General features: G+C 71.7%; 20 protein-coding genes. 10 read left to right on the top strand and 10 right to left on the bottom strand.

The window, feature by feature from the left end; genetic code table 11:
* Positions 1-10: 10 nt before the first annotated feature.
* From ON41_RS24580 to ON41_RS24555, 6 genes are all read right to left on the bottom strand, one after another.
* Positions 11-484 carry a GtrA family protein gene (locus ON41_RS24580; protein ID WP_040750125.1) on the bottom strand — a complete coding sequence of 158 codons (474 nt, stop codon included), beginning with the start codon at positions 482-484 and terminating at the stop codon, positions 11-13.
* Between the two features lie 70 nt (positions 485-554).
* On the bottom strand, positions 555-926 hold the full coding sequence (locus ON41_RS24575; RefSeq protein ID WP_040750124.1) for a limonene-1,2-epoxide hydrolase family protein: 372 nt from the start codon (positions 924-926) through the stop codon (positions 555-557).
* A 102-nt stretch (positions 927-1028) separates the two neighbouring features.
* Positions 1029-2765, bottom strand: coding sequence for an NTP transferase domain-containing protein (locus ON41_RS24570; protein WP_040750123.1), 1737 nt, complete (start codon positions 2763-2765; stop codon positions 1029-1031).
* An 84-nt stretch (positions 2766-2849) separates the two neighbouring features.
* Positions 2850-3596 (bottom strand): VOC family protein, encoded by a 747-nt coding sequence (locus tag ON41_RS24565; protein WP_040750122.1) that lies wholly within the window; start codon positions 3594-3596, stop codon positions 2850-2852.
* Between the two features lie 81 nt (positions 3597-3677).
* Entirely contained in the window at positions 3678-3974 is a 297-nt protein-coding gene (locus tag ON41_RS24560; protein WP_040750121.1) for an MGMT family protein, read from the bottom strand.
* 1 nt (position 3975) lies between these two features.
* On the bottom strand, positions 3976-4734 hold the full coding sequence (locus ON41_RS24555; protein ID WP_040750120.1) for an alpha/beta fold hydrolase: 759 nt from the start codon (positions 4732-4734) through the stop codon (positions 3976-3978).
* Positions 4735-4893: 159 nt separating this feature from the next.
* On the opposite strand from ON41_RS24555, the gene ON41_RS24550 reads away from it, so the two are divergent.
* Positions 4894-5097 (top strand): I78 family peptidase inhibitor, encoded by a 204-nt coding sequence (locus tag ON41_RS24550; RefSeq protein WP_040750119.1) that lies wholly within the window; start codon positions 4894-4896, stop codon positions 5095-5097.
* A 69-nt stretch (positions 5098-5166) separates the two neighbouring features.
* Here ON41_RS24550 and phoU read toward each other — a convergent pair whose 3' ends face one another.
* Positions 5167-5829, bottom strand: coding sequence for a phosphate signaling complex protein PhoU (gene phoU, locus ON41_RS24545; protein ID WP_040750118.1), 663 nt, complete (start codon positions 5827-5829; stop codon positions 5167-5169).
* A 277-nt stretch (positions 5830-6106) separates the two neighbouring features.
* On the opposite strand from phoU, the gene ON41_RS24540 reads away from it, so the two are divergent.
* Together ON41_RS24540 and ON41_RS24535 are read left to right on the top strand one after the other, a co-directional pair.
* The gene (locus ON41_RS24540; protein WP_040750117.1) at positions 6107-9643 is read left to right on the top strand and encodes an ATP-dependent helicase; all 3537 of its coding nucleotides are present in this window, start codon (positions 6107-6109) and stop codon (positions 9641-9643) included.
* The gene (locus ON41_RS24535; protein WP_040750116.1) at positions 9640-13536 is read left to right on the top strand and encodes an ATP-dependent helicase; all 3897 of its coding nucleotides are present in this window, start codon (positions 9640-9642) and stop codon (positions 13534-13536) included. The genes ON41_RS24540 and ON41_RS24535 overlap by 4 nt, the downstream gene beginning before the upstream one ends.
* 5 nt (positions 13537-13541) lie before the next feature.
* On the opposite strand, the gene ON41_RS24530 is transcribed toward ON41_RS24535, so the two are convergent.
* Complete coding sequence (locus ON41_RS24530; protein WP_040750115.1) at positions 13542-13934, bottom strand: DoxX family protein; 393 nt, start codon at positions 13932-13934, stop codon at positions 13542-13544.
* A 93-nt stretch (positions 13935-14027) separates the two neighbouring features.
* On the opposite strand from ON41_RS24530, the gene ON41_RS24525 reads away from it, so the two are divergent.
* Both ON41_RS24525 and nudC read left to right on the top strand, forming a co-directional pair.
* Entirely contained in the window at positions 14028-15086 is a 1059-nt protein-coding gene (locus tag ON41_RS24525) for a potassium channel family protein (protein ID WP_040750114.1), read from the top strand.
* A 59-nt stretch (positions 15087-15145) separates the two neighbouring features.
* Entirely contained in the window at positions 15146-16072 is a 927-nt protein-coding gene (gene nudC, locus ON41_RS24520) for an NAD(+) diphosphatase (protein WP_040750113.1), read from the top strand.
* Between the two features lie 39 nt (positions 16073-16111).
* Here the strand turns inward: nudC and ON41_RS24515 are convergent, their stop codons facing one another.
* Positions 16112-16360 carry a mycoredoxin gene (locus tag ON41_RS24515; protein WP_040750112.1) on the bottom strand — a complete coding sequence of 83 codons (249 nt, stop codon included), beginning with the start codon at positions 16358-16360 and terminating at the stop codon, positions 16112-16114.
* A gap of 94 nt (positions 16361-16454) precedes the next feature.
* Here ON41_RS24515 and ON41_RS24510 point away from each other — a divergent pair, with 94 nt between their 5' ends.
* Complete coding sequence (locus tag ON41_RS24510; RefSeq protein WP_040750168.1) at positions 16455-16877, top strand: EVE domain-containing protein; 423 nt, start codon at positions 16455-16457, stop codon at positions 16875-16877.
* On the top strand, positions 16874-17326 hold the full coding sequence (locus ON41_RS24505) for a MarR family winged helix-turn-helix transcriptional regulator (RefSeq protein ID WP_040750111.1): 453 nt from the start codon (positions 16874-16876) through the stop codon (positions 17324-17326). The genes ON41_RS24510 and ON41_RS24505 overlap by 4 nt, the downstream gene beginning before the upstream one ends.
* 149 nt (positions 17327-17475) lie before the next feature.
* Here ON41_RS24505 and ON41_RS24500 read toward each other — a convergent pair whose 3' ends face one another.
* Positions 17476-18687 (bottom strand): low temperature requirement protein A, encoded by a 1212-nt coding sequence (locus ON41_RS24500; protein WP_083905607.1) that lies wholly within the window; start codon positions 18685-18687, stop codon positions 17476-17478.
* A 52-nt stretch (positions 18688-18739) separates the two neighbouring features.
* Here ON41_RS24500 and ON41_RS24495 point away from each other — a divergent pair, with 52 nt between their 5' ends.
* The 3 genes from ON41_RS24495 (at position 18740) to ON41_RS24485 (ending at position 21788) form a co-directional block, all read left to right on the top strand.
* A complete protein-coding gene (locus ON41_RS24495; RefSeq protein WP_051162400.1) occupies positions 18740-20908 on the top strand; it encodes an ATP-dependent DNA helicase UvrD2 in 2169 nt (722 codons plus the stop codon).
* A 107-nt stretch (positions 20909-21015) separates the two neighbouring features.
* Positions 21016-21342, top strand: a complete 327-nt coding sequence (locus ON41_RS24490) for a hypothetical protein (RefSeq protein WP_040750110.1) — start codon at positions 21016-21018, stop codon at positions 21340-21342.
* Positions 21343-21503: 161 nt separating this feature from the next.
* On the top strand, positions 21504-21788 hold the full coding sequence (locus ON41_RS24485) for a WhiB family transcriptional regulator (protein WP_051162398.1): 285 nt from the start codon (positions 21504-21506) through the stop codon (positions 21786-21788).
* The last annotated feature ends 29 nt before the right edge of the window (positions 21789-21817 follow it).

Below are 21817 nucleotides of genomic sequence, written 5' to 3'. Positions count from 1 at the left end.
CATCCTGCTGTCAGCGCCGGAACACCACCCAGCGCATGGCGCCGTACATGAAGACGGCCTCGCACGCGCCCGCCACTATCCGTGCCAGGTGATACTCGACGCCGATGGCGCTGAGCAGGCTGGAGACGCCGAGGATGAACGCCAGGTAGTTGATCACCACGACCACGATGTAGACGGCGACCTGCGGGCCCACGGCCGCGTGCGAGCGGAAGTTCAGCGTCCGATTGGCCAGATAGCTCAGGCCGAACGCGCAGGCGTAGGCCACCGTCACCGCGATCGGCAGGCCGATGCCGAACCAGCCGTGCAGGGCCGTGAGCAGGATCAGATCGATGGCGAACGTGCAGCCGTTGATGAACGCGAAGCCCAGGAACGTCGCGGGGACGAGGCGGTCCAATCCCAGCGGCAGCCGGGACGCCACCACCTCGCACCAGCGATGGAACCACTCCGCCCGGCCCGCGGCCTCCGTATCCGTGTCGACCCGCACGCCGCCACGCTGCCATCGCCAGGTGTCCGGCAGGTGATCAGTGGGTTATTCGCCGAGACCCGGCGGGCCGCTACGACTGCTGCATGGCCGCGAACGGGGCCATATCGAAGTAGTCGCGCCAGGCTACGATCTTGCCGTCCCGGACCTCGAACGTGCCCATCACGGGCAACTCGACCTTCTTGTCGCCGATGCTGAACCGGTCGGTGCGCTCGTTGAGCACGGTGTTCCCGACCTCGGCCTGATGGTGCACCACGAAGTCGATATTCCCGAATCCGCCGATGAACCCCCGCAGAAACTCGAGGATGGCCGCCTTCCCGGCCAGCGGCTCCATCGGGATGTTGTGGTACACGGCCTCGTCGCTGAAGTACTCGGCGATGGATTCGGGTGTGCCCGTTCCCCATTCGGCGCAGAAGGCGGTGACGAGCTTTCCGGGTGTGGTCATGCGTCCTCCTAGAATTAGAACGCGTTCTAGACTGCCGACCCCGGGCACCGTGCGCAACCCCCTCGGCTCAGCGAGGAGAACGGAGAACGCCACCTTGCCCGTTCAGCTGGGCAGCGGGAGAAATTCGACCTGGGTGCCGTCGGGGGCGTCGGGCGGGACGATGACCAGGCCGTCGCGGTTGAGGAGGCCGGCCAGGTGGGCGGTGCGGATGTGGAGGTCGCCGTGCCAGCCGCCGTCGGGGTGGGCGCGGGCGGGGACTAGGCGCGGCGCCGGGCCGGAGATCTCGGCGGCGTTGCGGAGGGGGCCGAGCGTGGGACGGGCGGGGAGGCGGCCGGTGTGGCCGTCGACGATGGCGGGGGCCAGCGCCAGCAGGGTGGCGACCGCGGCGAAGGGGTTGCCGGGGAGGCCGAGAACCGTTGTGTTGCTGCTGGTTTCGGCAATAACGGTGGAGCCGCCGGGGCGCATGCGCAACCGGTGCACCAGGATTCGGGCGGCGGTGCGGTCGAGGGCGTCGCGGAGCTGGTCGGCGGCCCCGCCGCCCGTCGCGCCGACCACCACCAGGAGATCGCAGTCGGCGGCGGCCGCGAGGACCTCGTCGAAACCGTTCGGGGTGTCGCGCAGGTGGACGCGGTCCGAGGCGTGAATCCCGCACCACGCCAGCAGATCCGGCAGCACCGGCCCGATCGAGTCGCGGGTCTGGCCGGTGTGCAGCGGGCCCTCGCTGCGGATCTCGTCGCCGGTCATGACGATGCGCGCCCGCACCGGACCGCGCACGGCGGCCGTGGTCACCTCGGCGGCGGCCGCCACCGACAGCAGCGCCGCCGACACCGGGGTGCCCGCGGGCGCGACGACATCCCCGGGCTGCCAGTCCTCGCCGCGGCGGCGCACGTCGTCGCGGATCGGAGTGTCCGGAATCCGCCGCAGCACGCCGTCCGCTCCGGCGGCGACGAACTCGTCGCGGACGACCGTCGTGGTGCCCTCGGGGACGTGCGCACCGGTGGCGATGCGGACGGCCTCGCCGGGCAGCAGGCCGACCGGGCGCTGACCACCCGCGAATCCGACATCGTGCCGCAGCTGCCAGGGGCCGTCCCCGGACGCCGCGTAGCCGTCCATCGCCGATACGTCGAACCGGGGCAGCGCCTCGGCGGCGGTGAGCGGGGCCGCCAGGACCCCGCCGCGCGCCGCGGGCAGGGCCGCCTGCCGGACCGGGAGACGGGATAGATTGTGGCGCACCACTGTTCGCGCCTCGTCGAGAGTCAGCGGCGCGGCGTGCGCGCGGGCCCGCCGGACGTCGTCGGGAGTATCGCAATCGGCCACGCCGGGCAGCGGCACCATCAGGGTGTCGACCGGGACCAGCGCCTTCATCGGCTGGTTCATCACCGAGTCCAGCTGGTTGAGGCCGGCCAGCAGCGCCCCGCGCCGCCACACCCCGACCAGATACTGCGGCCGCCCCGATTCGTCGGCCGCGAAGACCGCGTCGGCATCGGAGGTGGCGGCGTGGCGGAGCAGGTCGTCGATCGCGGCGGTGGTCAGGAACGGCATATCGGCGGCCAGGACGACCACCAGACCGGCGGGGAAATCGCACTCCTCCAGCGACCGCAGTCCGGCGGCGATGGCCGCGACCGGGCCCGATCCGGCCGGAATCTCCTGCGCCTGCCGCACCTCCGGGGCGAGTTCGGGGCGGTGCGGGCCGACCACGACCGTGCGGGCGCACGCGGCGACCGCGGTCAGGGCGGCGTCCAGCATCGAGCGGCCGCCGACCACGATCGCGGGCTTGTCCACCCCGCCCATCCGGGTGGCGCGGCCGCCCGCCAGCACGATCGCGTCGGCGTCGGTCACGAGCCGCTGCCCGGTAGGTCGGTCATGGTGCCGATCGTAGTTCGTCGGGTCGCGCTCACCATGCGGTGACGGCCGCCGGTGAGGCTATTCGTCGTGCGGTGGCAGCACACAGAACTCGTAGGTCTCCGGATCGGCCATGATGGGCGGCGGCCCGCCCGTGCGAGAGGCGTTGGGCCGCACCGGAGTCGCACCGGCGGCGCGCAGCCGGGCGACCTCCTCGTCGGGGTCGTCGGAGGGGAACCGGATCAGGTCCAGGTGTAATCGCCGGCTGCCGGGGACCTGCCCGCCGCCGGGGGTGCGCAGGAACTCGAGCCACGGTCCCTGTTCGGTGACCGAGCGGATGCCGGCGAAGCGGTGGTCGTCGTGGGTCACCGGCCAGCCCGAGGCCGTCGACCAGAACCGGGCGAGCCGGGCCGGGTCGCGCGTGTCGATCACGATCGCGGCGATCGCGCCCGTGTCGACGTACTGCTCGCGCGGCTCCAGCACGCAGAACTCGTTGCCCTCGGGGTCGGCGAGGACGGTCCACGGTACGTCGCCCTGCCCGATATCGATGTGCCGCGCGCCCAGCGACAGTGCTCGATCCACTTGCACGCGTTGATGATCCAGCGATCGGGTGGCCAGGTCGAGATGGATGCCGTTCTTGCCCGACTTGGGCTGGGGCGTCTCCAGGAAGGTGAGTGCGACGTCGTGCGCGTCCGGATCGGTCGCGGCCACGTCGACTTTGCCGGGACGGTCGAGGACCACCTCCCAGCCCAGCAACTCGGCCCAGAACCGGGCCACGGCCCGCGGCCGGACCGCGTCGAACACCACGCACGCCAGACGGGTGGACATGATTCCACGGTAGCCTCCGGACCGGCACCGGCGGCGCATTTTCGGTGCGGTCGGCCGGTTCGCTCGGCTTGTGCCGCCGGATTATTCGAAGCGGTGCCGGGCGGCCGCGAGGTCGACCCGGTCGCCGCGGACCGGACAGCCCTCCTCGGCCAGCTGCCGGAGCTGGCGGTGTGCCAGGTGCGGGGCCGGGGTGCCGTTCGCGCGCAGGACCCGGTGCCAGGGGAGGTCGGCGGCGTCGGTGCGCATGATCCAGCCGACCGTGCGCGGCGTCGACAGCCCGGCCGCCGCGGCGATATCGCCGTAGGTGGCGACCCGGCCCGGCGGGATCGCGGCGACCAGGTCGCGGACCCGCTCGATCTCGGCGTCGGTGGTGGGCATGTCAGAGCGCCGCGCGCAGGACGGCGGCCGTCTCGGCCGGGCGGGCCTGGGCCACCATGTGGTCGCAGTCGAATTCGTGGACGGTCAGGCGGTCGCCCAGGTGGGCGGTGAGCGCAGTGCGGAATTCGGGTGTGACGAACGGCGACTTCATCGCTTGGACCAGGACGGTCGGCAGGTCGGCGGGCGGCAGGACGGCGGGGCGGGCGAGCTGGCCCCAATACGAGACGATGGCGGGCAGATTCATGCGCCAGCCGGCCCGGCCCGATGCGGTGGGAACCAGGTGCTCGTCGAGTTCGGCCTCGAGCAGTTCGGGGGAGACGTCGGCCCACGCCGTCTCCAGCTTGTCCAGGCGGGCGGCCTCGCGGTCCGGGTAGTCGGGCGCGGCCAGCATGCTCTCGGCGATGTCGAGCATCATGCCGGGGTGCAGCCCGATCGCCGGATCCAGCAGGACCAGGCCCCGGACCAGCTCCGGATACCGTTGTGCGAGATGGATTCCGACCGCGCCGCCGAACGAGTGCCCGGCCACGACCGCCGGTGCGCCGTCCAGCAGACCGGCCACATCCTCCACCACGTCCTCGAACGTCCACGGCGGCAGCGCCGGGGACCGCCCGTGCCCGCGCAGATCGGGCGCCACGATCCGGACCTCGGGCAGCTGGTCGGCGAGCGCCTCCCAGCGGCGCCCGTGCCCGGTGAGCCCGTGCAGCGCGAGGACGAGCGGACCGTCGGCCGGACCATAGCGATGGACATGGAGTTCGAACACGCGACCATTGTGCCGGGTCGCCCCGACACATGCCCGTCCCGTTCGGACACATGCCCCGCCTTCTTACATGTCCCGGCCGTTCCTCCATGCCCTCGCTGTCCTCCACATGCCCGGCTGTTCCTCCATGCCCTCGCCGTAGGCGGGGGCTAGCGTGGTCGCATGGCATCGGTTCCGCAGTCCCAGGATGATCCGGCCGCGTATGTCGGCCTCGCCGCGGCGGAGGCCGAGCGGCGGGCGCGGGAACGCGGCTGGCAGACGGTGCGGTCGTTGCCGCCGGGGGCGATCATCACCCTGGAGTACCGCGCGGACAGGCTGAACTTCGAGGTGCGCGACGGCCGGGTGACCCGGGCCTGGACGGGCTGAGGCTTAGGCGTACCTCCGCCTTCGCTCCGGCCGTGCGCGGACTGAGGACGGCTACGCCGACTGCGCCAACTAGAGGTCGGGGGTCCAGTTCTCGGCGGTCTCGCCCGTGGCCAGGAAGATGGTGCGGCGGCCGACCTCGACCGCGTTGTCGGCGAAGCGTTCGTAGTAGCGGCCGAGCAGGGTGACGTCGACCGCGGTGGTGATGCCCGCGTCCCACTCGTGGTCCAGGACGGTGGCCAGCAGCCGTTCGTGCAGCCGGTCCATGGCGTCGTCCTGGCTGTCGAGGGTGGCCGCGGCGGCGGGGTCGCCGGAATCGAGGACGTCGGCGGCGCTGGTGGCGATATCCGCCGCGGTCGAGCCCATGCGGGCGACGAGCGGCCGCACCGAATCCACGATCGCCTGACCGGGGTGGCGGCGGCGCGCACTGGTCGCGATGTGACCGGCGAGGGCGCCCATGCGCTGCAGATTTCCGGTCAGCTGGATGGCGGTCACGACCTGCCGCAGCTCACCGGCCACCGGCGATTGCAGCGCGAGCAGCCGTATCGCCTCCTGTTCGGCCGACTGCTGCATGGTCTCCACCTCGGCGGCGATATCGATCGCGGCCTCGGCCTGTTCGATATTCGCGTTCACCACGGCATCCGTCGCGGCCTCGACGGCGGCCCGGTCCCGCAGGCACATGGCGTGGAGCAGCTCGGTGAGCTGCCGCAGGTTCTCGTGGTAGAGGGCGCGCATATCTCGATCCAACCCTAATCCGGCCGTGGTTGCGAGGCCGCGTGGCCGCGGCGACCCGTCCGGTTGTCCGGTGTGCGGTGGGAGGCGCTGCGGTAATTCGACAATATGTTCGAATAAGCCCGGTGGACGGCCCGCGGTGTTTCGTAGAAATTCGGTGTGTCGCCGATAACGGTCGGGCGGGATCCCTATCACGGGCCGGATACGTCCGATATGAGCGGCACAGTTTGCTGCCGGGGCGCAATTTCTGTCGGGGGCGTCTGTTGAAATAGCGGCTGTGATGCGATCGGATAACTCGGTGCGATTGGTGCGTCGCGGCGAGCCGGCCACCCGGGCGCGAGAATGGGGCGCCGAGGTCCGACCGCTGTTCACCGGTGTTGCCGCGGAGGCCGGATGGCGGCCGTGGCAGGTACTCGGCGGCCCGGGGACGGGTAAGACGGCGCTGCTCACCGATATCGCGGCCGACCGGATCTCCGGCGGCGCCGATCCGGAATCGGTGCTGGTGCTCACTCATTCGAAACAGGCGGCGCTGCATGTGCGCAATGCCGTCACCCGGCGGTTGGCCGACCGGTTCGGCGGCGTGCCGGGCGCGACGCGGGAGCCGCTGGTGCGCACGGTGCACTCCTACGCCTTCGCCATCGTGCGCCGCCACGCCGCCGCGCACGGCAATCCGCCGCCCCGGCTGCTCACCGGCGCCGAACAGGACGTGGTGCTGCGCGAGATGCTGCGCGGCGAGCTGGCCGATATTCAGGAGGGCTACGGCGGCGATACCGAGTGGTGGCCGCAGCGGCTGCAACCGGCGCTGGGGACCGTCGGGTTCGCCGAGCAATTGCGCGATCTGATGTTGCGCGCCACCGAGCGCGGCCTCGGGCCGGAGGATCTGATCGACCTCGGGCAGAGCCAGGACCGCCCGGAATGGGTGGCGGCGGGCCGTTTCGCGGAGCGCTACGAACAGTCGATGCTGCTGCGCTGGTCGGTCGGCGTGGAGGCGCCCGAGGCGAGCGCGCCCGCCCTGGACGCGGCGGAACTGGTCGGCGCGGCGCTGGACGCGCTCGCCCTGGATCCGGACCTGCTGGCCGAGGAGCGCGATCGCATCCGCTGCCTGCTCGTCGACGACGCGCAACATCTGGATCCGCTGGCGGCGCAACTGGTTCGGGCCATCGGCGCGGGCGCGGCGACGACGGTGGTGGCCGGTGATCCGGATCAGTCCGTCTTCACCTTCCGCGGCGCGGACGCCCGGTTCGTCGCCGATCTGGAGACCGCGGCCGAGCGGCGCATCGTGCTGGGCGTCGACCGCCGCGGTGCGAGGGCGGTGCACGAGGCCGTGGCCCGCATCTCCGCGCGATTGCCGGGGAGCGCCCCGCATCGGTTCGACGGTCGTGAGAACGCCACGGCTACCGAGGAATCCGATAGCGACCATCCGGGAGATGTGCGAGTGCGGGTGCTGACCACACCGGCGAAGGAGGCGGCGCTGATCGCCGACCACCTGCGCCGCGCGCACCTCACCGACGGCGTGCCGTGGTCGCGGATGGCGGTGATCGTGCGTTCGGTTCCGCTCTCGCTCGCCCCGCTGCGGCGCGCCCTGCTCGCGGCGGGAGTGCCTGTCCTGCAACCGAAGCCGGACGTCCCGCTGGCCCGCCGTCGCGGCGCCGCGTGGATGCTCCTGTCACTGCGCGCCCTGCTCGCCGCCGACCGCCCCCGCCCCGACCTGTTCACCGAGGACGACGCCCTCGACCTCTTGTCCGGCCCCCTCGGCGGCGCCGACCAGATCGCCCTGCGCCGCCTCCGCCGCGGCGTCCGCCGCACCATCCTCGAACGCGGCAAGCCCCGGCCCGCCGACGACCCGTGGGAGGCGGCCGGGGGAGACGCGGAACCGGGCCAGGCGCAGGGCAGCGAGGATCGTGGGGCGGACGAGGGCCTCCGAGCAGGGTCGGAGGGGAAGGCCGAATCCGAGGGGCCTGCGGCGGTGCGGCGCGGGAGTGCCGTGGACGACGACTTCGCCTGGGAGGCAGTCGATTCCGTGTACTCGGCGGAGCTGGACAAGTCGTCGGCGGAGGTCTTGCGGGACCTGATCACCGGGGTGGGGGATTTCACCATTCTGGATCGGCTGACCGAGGTGGAGGCCGCGCCCCTGCGGCGGGTGCTGAAGGCGGTGGGGCGGGCGCGGCGGGCGGCGCAGCGCGGGGCGGGGGTCGAGGATGTGCTGTGGGGGTTGTGGACCGCGTCGAATCTGGAGCGGCGCTGGGTGGGGCAGTCGGAGCGGGGCGGGGCCGTCGGCATGCAGGCCGACCGGGATCTGGACGCCGCGGTGGGTGTGTTCGACGCGGCGGCCGCCTTCGTGGACCGGCTCCCGCGCGCCTCCGTCGAGGGATTCGTGGAATACCTGGAAATGCAGGAGATCCCGCAGGATTCCGCGCCCCTGACCGATCGGAACGACGCCGTCGCCATCGTGAGCGCGCACGCCGCGGCGGGTCGCGAATGGGATGTGGTCGCCGTCGCCGGGGTGCAGGAGGGGATCTGGCCCAACCTGCGTCCGCGCGGCACCCTGCTCGGCGTCGAGGACATGGTGGATCTCGTTGCGGGCGTGGTCGATTCCGGCGAGCGGGTGAGCCGCGCCGCGCCGATCCTGGCGGAGGAAAGGCGGCTGCTGCTGCTCGCGTGCAGCCGCGCCCGCCGCTCCCTGCTGGTGACGGCGGTCGAATCGGTCAGCGGCGACCGGGATCTGGTGCCGTCGCGATTTCTCGCTGAACTCGACGAGACCGCCGATCCGGGCGATCCCGGCCGCATCCCGCCGCCGATCGATCCCGGCCGCGCCCTGGTCATGCAGGCGCTGATCGCCGAATTGCGCGGTGTGGTCTGCGATGTGGAGGAACAGCCGGGGCGGCGGGAGCGCGCGGCCCGGGAGCTGGCTCGGCTGGCGCGCGCGGGTGTGCGCGGGGCGCACCCCGACGACTGGTACGGCACTGCCGAACTCAGCTCGCAGCTGCCGCTGTGGGGCGAGGCGGAGGGCCCGGTCGCGCTGTCCCCGTCCACGGTCGAACTGCTGCAGACCTGCCCGCTGCGCTGGGCGCTGGAACGCCACGGCGGCAACGACGGCGACAACCCGTACGCGGTCAAGGGCAACCTGGTGCACACGCTGGTGCAGGCGCTGGCCGGTCAGGTATCGGAGGCGCAGGTCAAGCAGGCGCTGGCGCGGGCGTGGAAGGCCGTCGACCCGACCGCGGCCGATACGGGCCCGACCAGCTGGCATTCCCGGCAGGATCTGCGGCGCACCGAAACGATGCTGGACACGTTCCTGGCCTGGCTGCACAACACCCGCGCCGAACTCACCCAGATGGGCGTCGAGGTGCCCGTCGACTGCGTGCTGCCCGCCCGCGGGCCGGACGAGTACGCGGTGCGGATCCGCGGTCGCGTCGACCGGGTCGAGCGAGATGCCTTCGGGCGCTTCGTGATCGTGGACGTCAAGACCGGGAAGACGCCGATCTCCAAACAGGCCGCGCAGGACCACGCCCAGCTGGCGACCTATCAGGTGGCAGCCGCCGCCGGCGCGCTCGACGACGGCTCGCCCGATGCCGAGCCCGGCGGCGCGCGCCTGGTCTACGTCGCCAAGCCGAGCGCGAAAGAGGGTGCCGCCCAGCGCCTTCAGGGCGCGCTGGACGCGGAGGGCGTCGAGCAGTGGCGCGACGCCATCCACCAGGCGGCCGGCGCCACCCGCGGGCCCAGCTATCTCGCCATGCGCAACGACGGCTGCCGGCACTGTTCGGTCTCGGGCAGCTGCCCGGTCCAGGACACCGGACGGCAGGTGACCGACACATGAGTGGGCCCGTCACGCCGGAAGAACTCGCGGAGGCGCTCGGCCTGCCGCCGCCGACCGCCGAACAGGCCGCGGTGATCGCCGCACCGCCCGGCCCGACGCTGGTGGTCGCGGGCGCGGGCGCGGGCAAGACCGAGACGATGGCCGCGCGCGTGGTGTGGATGGTCGCCAACGGTCTCGTGGCCCCGGACGCGGTGCTGGGCCTCACGTTCACGCGGAAAGCCGCGCAGCAGTTGACGACTCGCATCCGCACCCGGCTGGCCCGGCTCGCCGGTGCGCCCCTGCTGCGCGAGATCGATCCGAGCGGCCGATTGCGCGCCCGGCTGACCGGTTCCGAGCCGGAGATCAGCACCTACCACTCCTACGCCGGGCGGCTGCTCGGCGAGCACGGCCTGCTGCTGCCGGTCGAACCCAATGCGACCCTGCTCACCGAGACTCAGCTGTGGCAGCTCGCGCACCGGGTGGTGACCGGCTGGGACGGCGACCTGGACACCGACCGCACCCCGGTATCGGTCACCGAGGCCGTTCTCGCGCTGTCCGGACAGCTCGCCGAGCATCTGGTCGAGGCCGAACAGCTCGCCGAGGCGCACACCGAACTCGAGAAGCTGATCCTCACCCTGCCCCGCGGTCCCCGTCAGCGCGGCGGCCCGAGCCAGGAGCTGCTGGGCATACTCGCCGTGCAGCACGAGCGGGTGGCGCTGCTCCCGCTGGTGCGGCGGCTGGGTGAGGAACTGCGCCGGCGCGGCGCGCTGGACTTCGGCGCCCAGATGTCGCTGGCCGCCCGGCTGGCGGCCGAGCACGCCGAGGTCGGTATCGCCGAACGCGATCGCTTCCGGCTGGTCCTCCTGGACGAGTACCAGGACACGGGCCATGCCCAGCGCATCCTGCTGGCGGCCCTCTTCGGCGACCTGGGCAATGCGCAGGGATCCGATTCTGCTGCCGCGCAGAAGGATCGGGTTCCCGATGCGCAAGAGGATTCGGGTCTCGATACGCACCAGGGTTCGGGTCCGGTTGTGCAAGAGGGTTGGGGTCCGGCTGCGCAAGAGGGGTCGGGTCCGGTCGTGCAACAGGGTTCGGGTCCGGTCGTGCAACAGGGTTCGGGTCCGGCTGCGCAACAGGGTTCGGGTCCCGTCGCGCAGAAGGGCTCGGGTACCGATGCGCAGCCGGAGGCCGCGTACGGGTTCGGTGGCGGTGCGGATTCGGTGCTCGGAGGCGCGCGTGCCGATCCCGCTGTGGTGGGTGGGCTCGGGGAGGGCGGGCAGCGGCTGGCGGTGACTGCGGTCGGGGATCCGATGCAGTCCATCTACGGCTGGCGTGGCGCGTCGGCGGCCAACCTGCCGCGGTTCGCCACCGACTTTCCCAGCGCGCCCGGCGTTCCCGCGCCGATACTGCCGCTGCTGACCAGCTGGCGCAATCCGCCGGAGGCCCTGGAACTGGCGAATCTGGTGGCGGAGCCGCTGCGCGACGTCGAGGGCGGGGTGACCGTCGACGCGCTGCGGCCGCGGCCCGGGGCCGACGCCGGAACCGTGGCGCTGGCGCTGGCCGAAACCGTTGCGGCCGAACGGGAGTGGGTGGCCGAACGGATCGCCGCGGAATGGGAGACGCGCGCCGACGCCGGTGTGCCGCCGCCCACGTCCGCGGTGCTGGTGCGGCGCAATGCCGATGCCGCGCCGCTCGCGGAAGCCTTGCGCGAGCGCGGATTACCCGTGGAGATCGTGGGACTCGGCGGCCTGCTGGCCACGCCGGAGGTGGCCGATGTGGTCGCCACCCTGCGGCTCATCGCCGATCCGGCCGCGGGCAGCGCCGCCGTGCGCATCCTCACCGGCGCCCGCTGGCGGCTGGGCGTCTCCGATCTGGCCGCGCTGGCCCGCCGGGCCCGCGACCTGTCGATCACGCGGCCGCCCGAACAGGCCGCCGCCATCACCGATTCGGCGGGCCTGGCCGAGGCGCTGCGCACGGTCGCGCCGGAACCGGCCGAACGGGCCGGACTCGCCGACGCGATCGCCGATCCCGGTGCGGCGGAACAGTATTCGGACGACGGGTACGCACGCATCGTGGACCTCGGCCGGGAACTGGCGGCATTGCGCGAGCGCAGTGGTCAATCGCTGCCGGAACTGGTGGCCGATGTGGAGCGCACCATCGGTGTCGGCGTGGAGACCCAGGCCCGGCGGGCGTCGGCGGGCGGCGGCGCGGGCCGCGAACACCTCGACGCCTTCGCCGAGGTCGTCGCCGACTACACCAGCGATCACCGCGCGACGCTGCCCGGACTGCTGACGTTCCTGGCCGCCGCCGAGGAGGTCGAGAACGGCCTGGAGCCCGGCGAGGTCGAGGTGGCCCGCGACCGCGTCCAGATCCTCACCGTGCACGCCGCCAAGGGCCTGGAATGGGAGGTGGTGGCCGTCCCGCACGTGGCGCGCGGTGTGTTCCCGTCCGGCACCGCCGCCGGGACCTGGCTGGGCGCGCTCGCCGAGCTGCCCACCACCCTGCGCGGCGACCGGCAGCGCGACTCCGCGGACGGCGTTCCCGTCCTGGATCTTTCGGACCTCTATGACCGCAGCGATCTCGATCGCGCCATCAAACAGCACAAGGACGCCCTCAACCGCCGGCGGCTCGACGAGGAGCGCCGCCTGTTCTACGTCGCGCTCACCCGGACCGAACGCGTCCTGTTCGTCTCGGCCCACCACTGGGCGGAAACCGGTTCGACCCCCAAGGGCCCGTCGGACTTCCTGCTCGACCTGAAACACGCTGTGGAGCACCCGGATTCCGCCCTCGGCGCGGCCGTCCGCATCGACCTGTGGGCCGACCCGCCCGCCACCGACGCGGTCAACCCCTTCACCGACGACCCCGCCTCCGCGCAGTGGCCCCGCGACCCCCTGGGCAGGCGTCGCGCCGCCGTGCGGGAGGGTGCCGATCTGGTCCGGGCCGCGCTGAAAGACCTTCCCCCCGAACCGGATCCACGACACGACGAGGGTGCCGCGGCGGACGGGTCGCCGCTGGGCGAGACATCGCAGAACGACGCGGCCCGGGCAGCGGGCGAGGAGACCTTCGCCGAGTACGCGGGGGAGCCGGGCGGGCAGCTGTCCTTGTTCGGTGATCCGGCGGACGAGACGCCCGGTCCGGTCGAGGAACCCCGTGGGGAGCACAAGGACTCATCGCCGGCGGACGATGATCCCGAGGGCTGGGCGGCTGATGTCGATGCGTTGCTGTCGGAGCATTTCGCTGCCGGTGACGGGGTGCGGGAGGTGGAGTTGCCGGGGCAGTTGCCCGCCACGGCGCTGGTGGAGTTGCGGGCCGATCCGGCGAAGCTGGCGGCGCGGCTGCGGCGGCCGCTGCCGTATCCGCCGAGCCCGTTCGCGCGGCGCGGCACCGCGTTTCACGCGTGGCTGCAGCAGTGGTTCGGCTCGACCCGGCTGCTCGGGCTGGACGAACTGCCCGGCGCCGCCGACAGTGGCGGTGCCGACGCCGATCTGGTCCGGTTGCAGGAGTCGTTCCTGTCCTCGCCGTGGGCCGACCGCAATCCCGCCGAGGTCGAGGTCGCCTTCGAAACGTCGTTGGCGGGCACGCTCATTCGCGGCCGCATGGACGCGGTATTCGCCGAACCCGGCGGCCGCTGGCTGGTGGTGGACTGGAAGACCGGCGCCGAGCCGACCCGCGCCGAGGAGGCCGCGGTGTCGATGCAGCTGGCCGTGTACCGCTTGGCGTGGGCCCGCCTGCTGGCCGGGCGGCTCGGCGCCGACGAGCACGAGATGCTCGAAAAGATCGACGCCGCATTCCATTACGTGCGCACCGGCCGCACCATCAAGCCGCCGAACCTGCCCGGTCCGGAGGAACTGGCCGAATTTCTCACGACCGCCGCGCCGAGCTGGTCCGCGGCCTCGGAGGAGACGTCCGGCTAGCCGGATCAGGCCGCCTCGCGGCGCACCTTCAACGCCTGCCGGATCATGGGGAACTGGAGCGGCAGCCGCAGGATCGAGATCGCCTTGAGCGCGGTCGGCGCCTTGGGATTGCGCACGCTGTCGACCGCCATCTGGACGTTGGCGGGGTAGACGGCGATGAACAGCAGGGCCGCCAGCAGTCCACCGAGCCGTCGCGTGCGGGGCAGCGCCAGCGTCGTCGCCACGGTCAGCTCCGCGACGCCGGACCAGTAGGTGTAGCTGCGCGCCTTTCCGGGCAGGGCGGGCGGCACGATCGAATCGAACGGGCCCGGCACCACGAAATGCAACGTGCCCATACCGAACAGCGCGGCGGCCATCAGTTGCGCGCGACGCGGCCGTGCGGTGGAGTCGGAGGTCATGTCTGCACGATGCCACCCGCGTGCCGTGCTGTCGAGCCGGCGTCGGCCCGGTACGCTGCGGATCCGTGGTGCAGGACAGGATCGGTGATACCCGTGTTCGATGAGCAGTCGCGCGGTCTGCGCCGACTCACCGACCGTCCCGACTACGCCCTGGTCGGCATTCTGCGAATACCCGAGATTCAAACCAGCCCTTGGGCTTCGCTGACTCGTCGCGTCGTGTTCGCGATGGCGTTGCTCGCCGGCGCGACGCTGGTGGTGTATTTCGGGCGTTCGGGATATCACGACAATCAAGGCGACGACCTGTCGTTGCTGGACGCGCTGTACTACTCGACGGTGTCGCTGTCGACCACCGGCTACGGCGATATCACGCCGATCACTCCGCAGGCCCGGCTGATCAACACCATCGTCATCACCCCGCTGCGGGTCCTCTTCCTGATCGTCTTGGTCGGTACCACCCTGCAGGTGCTGACCGAGCGGTCCCGACAGGTGTTCAAGATTCAGCGATGGAGGCACAAGGTGCGCAATCACACCGTGGTGGTGGGGTACGGGACGAAGGGGCGCACCGCCGTCGACGCGATGCTGGGCGACGGCGTGCAGCCCGGCGACGTCGTCGTGGTCGACACCGATCCCGTGGCCCTGGAGCGCGCGGCCACCGCGGGCCTGGTGACGGTGCACGGATCGGCGGCGCAGTCGGATGTGCTGCGGCTGGCCGGCGTGCAGCACGCGGCCTCGGTGGTGGTGGCCGCCAACCGCGACGATACGGCTGTGCTGGTCACGCTCACCGCGCGCGAACTGAACAAGCAGGCCAAGATCGTCGCGTCGATCCGGGAGGCCGAGAACGTCCATCTGCTGAGGCAGTCGGGCGCCGATTCGGTGGTGGTGTCCTCGGAGACCGCGGGCCGCCTGCTCGGCATCGCGACCACTACGCCGAAGGTCGTCGACATGGTCGAGGACCTGCTCACGCCCGAGGCGGGCTTCGCCATCGCCGAGCGCGAGGTGGATCCCGACGAGGTCGGCGGCTCCCCGCGGCACCTGCGCGACATCGTGCTGGGCGTGGTCCGCGGCGGCGACCTGATCCGCGTCGACGAGCCCGAGGTGGACGCCCTGGAAACGGGCGACCGGCTGCTGTACATCCGCCGCGTGCACAAGTAACGGATGGTGTGCAGGCTGCCGCCTCCGCTCCTGTCGCTCCGGCCCTATACGCTCGGATCGTGTCTGGATTTCGGCTGAAAGACGTTCCGCTGCTGTCGCGTTCCGCGCTCGATCGCGCCGAGGAGTTGCGATCGGACGACAAGGCGTTGAAGGAAGGCTGGCCGGGGGCACGATTGCTGCGGATGAACCGCCGCGGTCAGGTGCGCGTCGAGGGTGACTCGGTGCTGCTGGAATCGACGGAGACGCTGGCGGCCGAGCCCGTTCCGGAGGCGGTGTTCCTCGGTGTCGACGGCGGCGCCCACCTGTGGGCGGTGCGCGACAACGATATCGACGGCACGCTGATGGACCTGCGCGTGGTCGGCAGCACCCTGCACCTCGACGACGTCACCCTCGGCATCCTGTCCACCGCCCTGGCCCTGCTGAACTGGCACGAGCGGGCGGGCTTCAGCGCGGCCGACGGCACCGCGACCACACCCGCCAACGGCGGCTGGACGCGGGTGAGCGCGGCCGGGCACGAGGAGTTCCCGCGCATCGACCCGGCGGTGATCTGCCTGGTGCACGACGGCGGCGACCAGGTGCTGCTGGCCCGTCAGCACACCTGGCCGGAGACGATGTTCTCGCTGCTGGCCGGGTTCGTGGAGGCGGGGGAGTCGCTGGAGCGGTGCGTGCAGCGCGAGATCCGCGAGGAGGTCGGCATCGATGTGCGCGACATCCAGTACCTGGGCAGTCAGCCGTGGCCGCTGCCGCGCTCGCTGATGCTCGGCTTCGCGGCCGTCGCCGATCCGGAACAGCCGCTGGCCTTCACCGACGGCGAGATCGCCGAGGCGTACTGGTTCACGCGCGCCGACGTGCGGCAGGCCCTGTCGGCCGGCGCGTGGGGCGCGCCGACCGGTGTCTCGGGGAATGCCGAACAGCAGCGCCTGTTCCTGCCGGGGTCCATCTCGATCGCCCGCAGCATTGTGGAGTCGTGGGCTGCGGAGGGGTGATCCCGGCCAAAGGCATGCCGGGACACGGGAGCCATGGTCTTAAATGGCGGCCAGCGCCTGCTTCACCTGGGCCAGGCTCGGGTTGGTGGCGGTCGAGCCGTCGGAGTACTTCACGGTCGGCACCACGTGGTTGCCGCCGTTGACTTTTCCGACGAACTCGGCGGAGGCCGGGTCCTGCTCGATATCCACCTCGGTGTAGGTGATGCCCGCCTCGTCGAGCTGCTTCTTGAGGCGGCGGCAATAGCCGCACCAGGTCGTCGAGTACATGGTCAGGTCGCTAGCAGTCACGACAGCATTCAACATCGACAGTGCCGAACCTGTTCCCCGTATCGACCGAACAGATAGTATGCATGCATACTATCTGTGGAACGCAGGAGGAACGATGACCAGGTACTGGCTCAATGTGGTCTCGCGGGACCACGTCCGTCGCGGCGTCGAACTGGGCATCGCGCAGGCCAACCACGGCAAGCGCGCCGCGGCCGAGCGCATGCGCCCCGGCGACGGGCTGGTGTACTACTCGCCCCGCACCGGCATGCGGGAGGGCGCGCCGGTCAAGGCGTTCACCGCCCTGGGCACGATCGACGACCGGCCGGTCTGGCAGGCGGAGGATCAGGGCGGTGACTTCCGGCCCTGGCGGCGGGCGGTCACGTACGCGGCCGAGGCGCGGGAGGCCCCGATCGACGAGCTGCGCGGCGACCTCGAACTCACCAGCACACCCCACTGGGGCGTGGTGCTGCGGCGCGGGCTCGTCGAGCTGAGCGCCCACGATTTCGCCGTCATCTCGCGGGCTATGGTCGGCGCGTGAGGCATCGACTGCGCTCCGAATTCGCCGACGCCGACGAGAGCCCCGGACTGCTGCTGTGGCAGGTGACCAACCGCTGGCAGGCCGCCCAGCGCGCGGCCCTGGCCCCGTTCGGTCTCACGCACGTGCAATTCGTGCTGCTGGCCTCGCTCACCTGGCTGGCCGACGCGACCGGCGGCGAGCCGGTGATGCAGCGCGACCTCGCGGCGCACGCCGCCACCGATCCGATGATGACGTCGCAGGTACTGCGGGCCCTCGAACAGAAGGGCCTGGTGGAGCGCCGCGACCACCCGCACGACCGGCGCGCGAAATCCCTGGTCGCCACGAAAGCCGGTGTGGCCCTGGCTGATCGGGCCATCGTCGCGGTCGAGACCTGCGACCACGAATTCTTCGCACCCCTCGGCGAGCGCACCGCCGGATTCACCACCGCCCTCCGCCACCTGCGCGGTTAGATCCGCGGGCGCCCCCAGTGCCCGTCGCCCCGTTCCCGGCATGCCTCCCGCCCCGTTCCCGGCATGCCTCCCGCCCCGTTCCCGGCATGCCTCCCGCCCCGTTCCCGGCATGCCTCCCGTACTGATCCCGGCATGCTTTTGGCCGGGATCTATCGCCGCTCGCGGCGCCGCGGCCAGAGGCCCCGCGCGTGGGTCTCCCAGGCGACAGACCAGAGGATCAGGGCGGCCAGGCCCCAGACCAGCCAGAGGGCGCCGAGGTGCGGGCCGAGGGCGCCGAGCAGGACGGCCAGGGCGGCGCACGGGATCGGCCAGGCGATCGTCCAGCGCCACCCCGCGCCGCTGTGGGCGCCGCCGAGGCCGGTGATCAGGAAGTAGGCGGCCGCGCCCCCGCCCAGCACCCAGCCGATACCCGTCGTCAGATGTCCGCCGACGTGATCCAGGGACAGGCCGAGGCCCGCGGTGACGGTGGCGATCGCCCCGGTCAGCCAGCAGTGCTGGGCCATGATGTGCCGGCTCGGCAGCGCGGCGGCGGGGTCCGTGCCGGACATCATGCGCGGGATGATGCCGAAGTTCAGGGTCAGCGCCCACATGCCGGTGAGGACGACGAACGCGGCGAGGCCCAGTGCGAGCACCCGCGCGGTCCAGGCCACGCCGCCGACCGCGTCCACCACCACGATGACGCCCTCGCCGAGCACGATGATCACGAACAGGCCCAGCCGCTCCCCGAGATGGGCCGGATCGGCGTGCAGCGCCTCGAGTTTCGGAGGTTCCCTGCCCTCGAAGCGGCGGGATCGGCGCAGGCGGCGGTCGAGCGCCTCCTGCGCGCCGGCCATCATCCGCTCGCCGCTGATCGCGAACATCACCCACATGTCGACCGCCAGCCCGGCCGCCCACAGCCAGTACTTCCAGGGCTCGGGCACCCACAGCGAGACGATCCACGGCAGCGTGCCCGCGCCGAACTGCGCGGTGGGCCAGTCGACCACCACGCGCCCGCGCCCCCACACCTGGTCGGTGACCATCCGGACCACCACGTACACCGCGGCGAAGGTCGTCGAATGCCGTTCCGGGATACCGGCGACCGCGGCCACCATCAGGCCCAGGCCCAGCATCGCCGCCAGCATGAGTGCGATCCGGGTCTGATCGCGGGCGATGTCGCCGTAGAGCGTGACGCACGCCCACACCATCCAGAAGGCCAGGTACGCAACGGCATACAGGGCGAAATCGGAGGGCGACGGACCATGGTGCAGGAGATGGGTCAGCTGGCCGATTCCGGCCACGGCGACCAGGTCGAAGAACAGCTCCATCCAGGTCGCGTGCCGGTCGGCGTGTTCCGGTTCGCGAATCGGTGAGTCCGAGGCCACGAGCGAACAGTAATGCGTGGGGGTCGGTTTTCTGTCGTACCGCACTGTCATGATGGAGCCCGTGCCCGCATCGACCCCCACCCCCGCGCTGCGGCTCGACGGACTGGATCCCGAGCAGGCCGCCGCCGTCACCGCTCCGCGCGGCCCGGTGTGCGTACTGGCGGGCGCGGGCACGGGGAAGACCCGCACCATCACCCATCGCATCGCGCATCTGGTCTCGGCGGGCCATGTCCGGGCCGACCAGGTGCTGGCGGTCACCTTCACCGCCCGTGCCGCCGGGGAGTTGCGCTCTCGCCTGCGTGGCCTGGGGCTGGGCGGCGAGGCGAATACGGTGCAGGCGCGCACCTTCCACGCCGCGGCGCTGCGGCAACTGCGCTACTTCTGGCCCCAGATCGTCGGCGACGTCCCGTGGAAGCTGATCGACAGCAAATTCCCGATCGTCGCGCAGGCGGCCCGCACCGCGAGCCTGCCCACCTCCACCGAGAGCGTGCGCGATCTGGCCTCGGAGATCGAGTGGGCCAAGGCCTCGCTGGTCGCCCCGGAGGACTACGCCGCGACCGCCGGGCGCCTGCGCCGCGACATCCCGTACGAGGCGGGCAAGGTCGCCGCCGTGTACGCCGGGTACGAGCAGCTCAAGAACACTCCGGACGGCCTGCTGCTCGATTTCGACGATCTGCTGCTGCACACCGCCGCCGCGCTGGAGGACTACGCGTCCGTCGCCGAGGAGTTCCGCGGCCGCTATCGCTGTTTCGTCGTCGACGAATATCAGGACGTCACCCCCCTACAGCAGCGCGTCCTCGACGCCTGGCTCGGCGACCGCGACGATCTGACCGTCGTCGGCGACGCCAACCAGACCATCTACTCCTTCACCGGCGCCAGCCCGAATCACCTGCTCGACTTCTCCCGCCGCTTCCCCGACGCCACGGTGGTCCGGCTCGAGCGCGACTACCGTTCCAGCCCGCAGGTGGTTTCGCTGGCCAACCGGGTGATCGGCGCGGCGCGCGGCCGCATCGCGGGCACCCGCCTCCAGCTGATCGGCCAGCGGCCCGACGGTCCCGAGCCCGCCTTCGCCGAATACGACGACGAGCCCGCCGAGGCCCTGTCCGTCGCCAAGGCCGCCGCCCGCCTGATCGACCGGGGCGTACCCGCGGCCGAGATCGCCGTGCTGTACCGGATCAACGCCCAGTCCGAGGCCTACGAGCACGCCCTCACCGAGGCGGGCATCCCGTATCAGGTGCGCGGCGGCGAGGGCTTCTTCCAGCGCACCGAGGTCCGGCAGGCGGTCCAGGCCCTGCGCCAGACCGCCGCCCGCGACGACCTGCCCGATGCTCGCGGCCCCGGGCTCGTCAGCCTCGTCCGCGCCGCCCTCGGCCGCCTGGGCCTGACCACCGAGGAGCCCACCGGCGCCCAGGCCCGGGAACGATGGGCGTCCCTGGTCGCGCTGGTGCAACTCACCGAGGAACTGGCCGCCAACGATCCGGACCTCGAGCTGAGCGGTCTGCTGCGCGAGCTGGCCACTCGCGCCGAGGCCCGCCACCCCCCGACCGTGCAGGGCGTGACCTTGGCCTCGCTGCACGCCGCCAAGGGCCTGGAGTGGGACGCGGTATTCCTGGTCGGCCTCGCCGACGGCACCCTGCCCATCGCACACGTCTTCGGCGACGGCGGCACGGTCGCCGACGAGGCCGCCCTCGAGGAGGAGCGGCGGCTGCTGTACGTGGGCGTGACCCGCGCCCGCGAACATCTGCGGCTGTCGTGGGCGCTGGCGCGCAGCGAGGGCGGGCGCAAGACGCGCCGCCGCAGCCGTTTTCTCGCCGGTCTGGTGCCCGACGACTCCCCGGCCTCGCGTATCGCCCAGCCCACCGGCGACCCGCGCAAGCGCAGGCATCCGACCTGCCGCATCTGCGGCCGCCCGCTGCTGGGCACCAAATCCACCATGCTCGGCCGCTGCTCGCGCTGCCCCGCGGAGATCGACCCGGTCCTGCTGGAGGCCCTGCGGGAGTGGCGGCGCGAGAAGGCCGACGAACTGTCGCTCCCGCACTTCGTCGTGTTCAGCGACACCACACTGACCGCGATCGCCGAGCAGCTGCCCGCCGACGATCGCGCGCTGGTGGCCATCCCCGGAATCGGGGCCAAGAAGCTCGGGCAGTACGGCGCCGACGTACTAGCGATAGTGCGCTCGCACGCCGGTGCGCAAGACCATAAAACTGCAGGTGAAAAATAGGTTGTGCCGTTGTGTAAGCCCCCCGTAGGGTGGGGACCACGCACCGGGAGGGCATTCCGGCGCGCACAGTCAACAATCGGACAACGAGTTAGGAGGGAGGCAGACCAATGAGCATCACCTTGTACATCGCTTCGATCGGCAATGCGCCGTCGGCGATTTCCTATGCGCCTGCCTCCCGGGGGGTCCTCGCCTTGCAGGGGACCGGCCTGTCCGGCGTGAGCATTCTCGGAGCCGATGTGCCGGCGCCGCAGCATGCGATCGAGACGGACAAGCCCGAGCGGGGCTGGCATCTGGCCTTTGCCGATGCGCACGCAGACGCATTCGCCAATGCCGGTGCGGCCGACCACCCGATGGTCGGTATGCCGGCAGCCCGCCTCCGCCGCACCAAACCAGCGACCGTGATCAGATCTCGACATCGAAGTCGACTCAGGTAGGGGACACCCACCCTGAGCCTCCTGGCCACGGATCGCGCACAGCGAAACCGTGGCCATAGTTTTACCGGCTCTCCAGCCACCGGCACCGGTTTCACGGAAAACGAAACAACCGCTGCACGAGCTGAAGGAGAGACGACGTGTCGACCGCGACCGTTCCTCGCGTGACCTGCTGCACGACCGTGGCCCCGACCTCCCGCACCCGGGGGGTCACCCTCAACCTGCCCTGCCGGGTCGGCGACCCCGACCTGTGGTTCGCCGAGAGCCCCACGCAGCTGGAGGAGGCGAAGGCACTGTGCGCCACCTGCCCGATCCGCAAGGGCTGCCTGGCGGCGGCGCTGGATCGCCAGGAGCCCTGGGGGGTCTGGGGCGGCGAGATCTTCGACCAGGGTGTCGTGATCGCCCGCAAGCGGCCCCGCGGCCGCCCGCGCAAGGTCGCCGTGGCGTGATGGCTACGCAAGACTCGAATCCCGACCGA

Source organism: Nocardia transvalensis NBRC 15921, from assembly GCF_000308875.1.
Taxonomy (GTDB): domain Bacteria; phylum Actinomycetota; class Actinomycetes; order Mycobacteriales; family Mycobacteriaceae; genus Nocardia; species Nocardia transvalensis.
Note: the sequence above shows the minus strand (reverse complement) of the source record. Positions and strands in the feature narration are given on the sequence as shown.

What these genes read in the sequence shown, in the direction of transcription:
- phoU (WP_040750118.1), bottom strand. Translation starts at nt 5,829, where the DNA reads ATGCGCGCCCTCTACCACGAGAACCTGCGGCAGCTCACCGAGCTGCTC.
- ON41_RS24550 (WP_040750119.1), top strand. Translation starts at nt 4,894, where the DNA reads ATGGCATCGGTTCCGCAGTCCCAGGATGATCCGGCCGCGTATGTCGGC.
- ON41_RS24510 (WP_040750168.1), top strand. Translation starts at nt 16,455, where the DNA reads ATGACCAGGTACTGGCTCAATGTGGTCTCGCGGGACCACGTCCGTCGC.
- ON41_RS24490 (WP_040750110.1), top strand. Translation starts at nt 21,016, where the DNA reads ATGAGCATCACCTTGTACATCGCTTCGATCGGCAATGCGCCGTCGGCG.
- ON41_RS24560 (WP_040750121.1), bottom strand. Translation starts at nt 3,974, where the DNA reads ATGCCCACCACCGACGCCGAGATCGAGCGGGTCCGCGACCTGGTCGCC.
- ON41_RS24530 (WP_040750115.1), bottom strand. Translation starts at nt 13,934, where the DNA reads ATGACCTCCGACTCCACCGCACGGCCGCGTCGCGCGCAACTGATGGCC.
- ON41_RS24575 (WP_040750124.1), bottom strand. Translation starts at nt 926, where the DNA reads ATGACCACACCCGGAAAGCTCGTCACCGCCTTCTGCGCCGAATGGGGA.
- ON41_RS24495 (WP_051162400.1), top strand. Translation starts at nt 18,740, where the DNA reads ATGGAGCCCGTGCCCGCATCGACCCCCACCCCCGCGCTGCGGCTCGAC.
- ON41_RS24565 (WP_040750122.1), bottom strand. Translation starts at nt 3,596, where the DNA reads ATGTCCACCCGTCTGGCGTGCGTGGTGTTCGACGCGGTCCGGCCGCGG.
- ON41_RS24535 (WP_040750116.1), top strand. Translation starts at nt 9,640, where the DNA reads ATGAGTGGGCCCGTCACGCCGGAAGAACTCGCGGAGGCGCTCGGCCTG.
- ON41_RS24540 (WP_040750117.1), top strand. Translation starts at nt 6,107, where the DNA reads ATGCGATCGGATAACTCGGTGCGATTGGTGCGTCGCGGCGAGCCGGCC.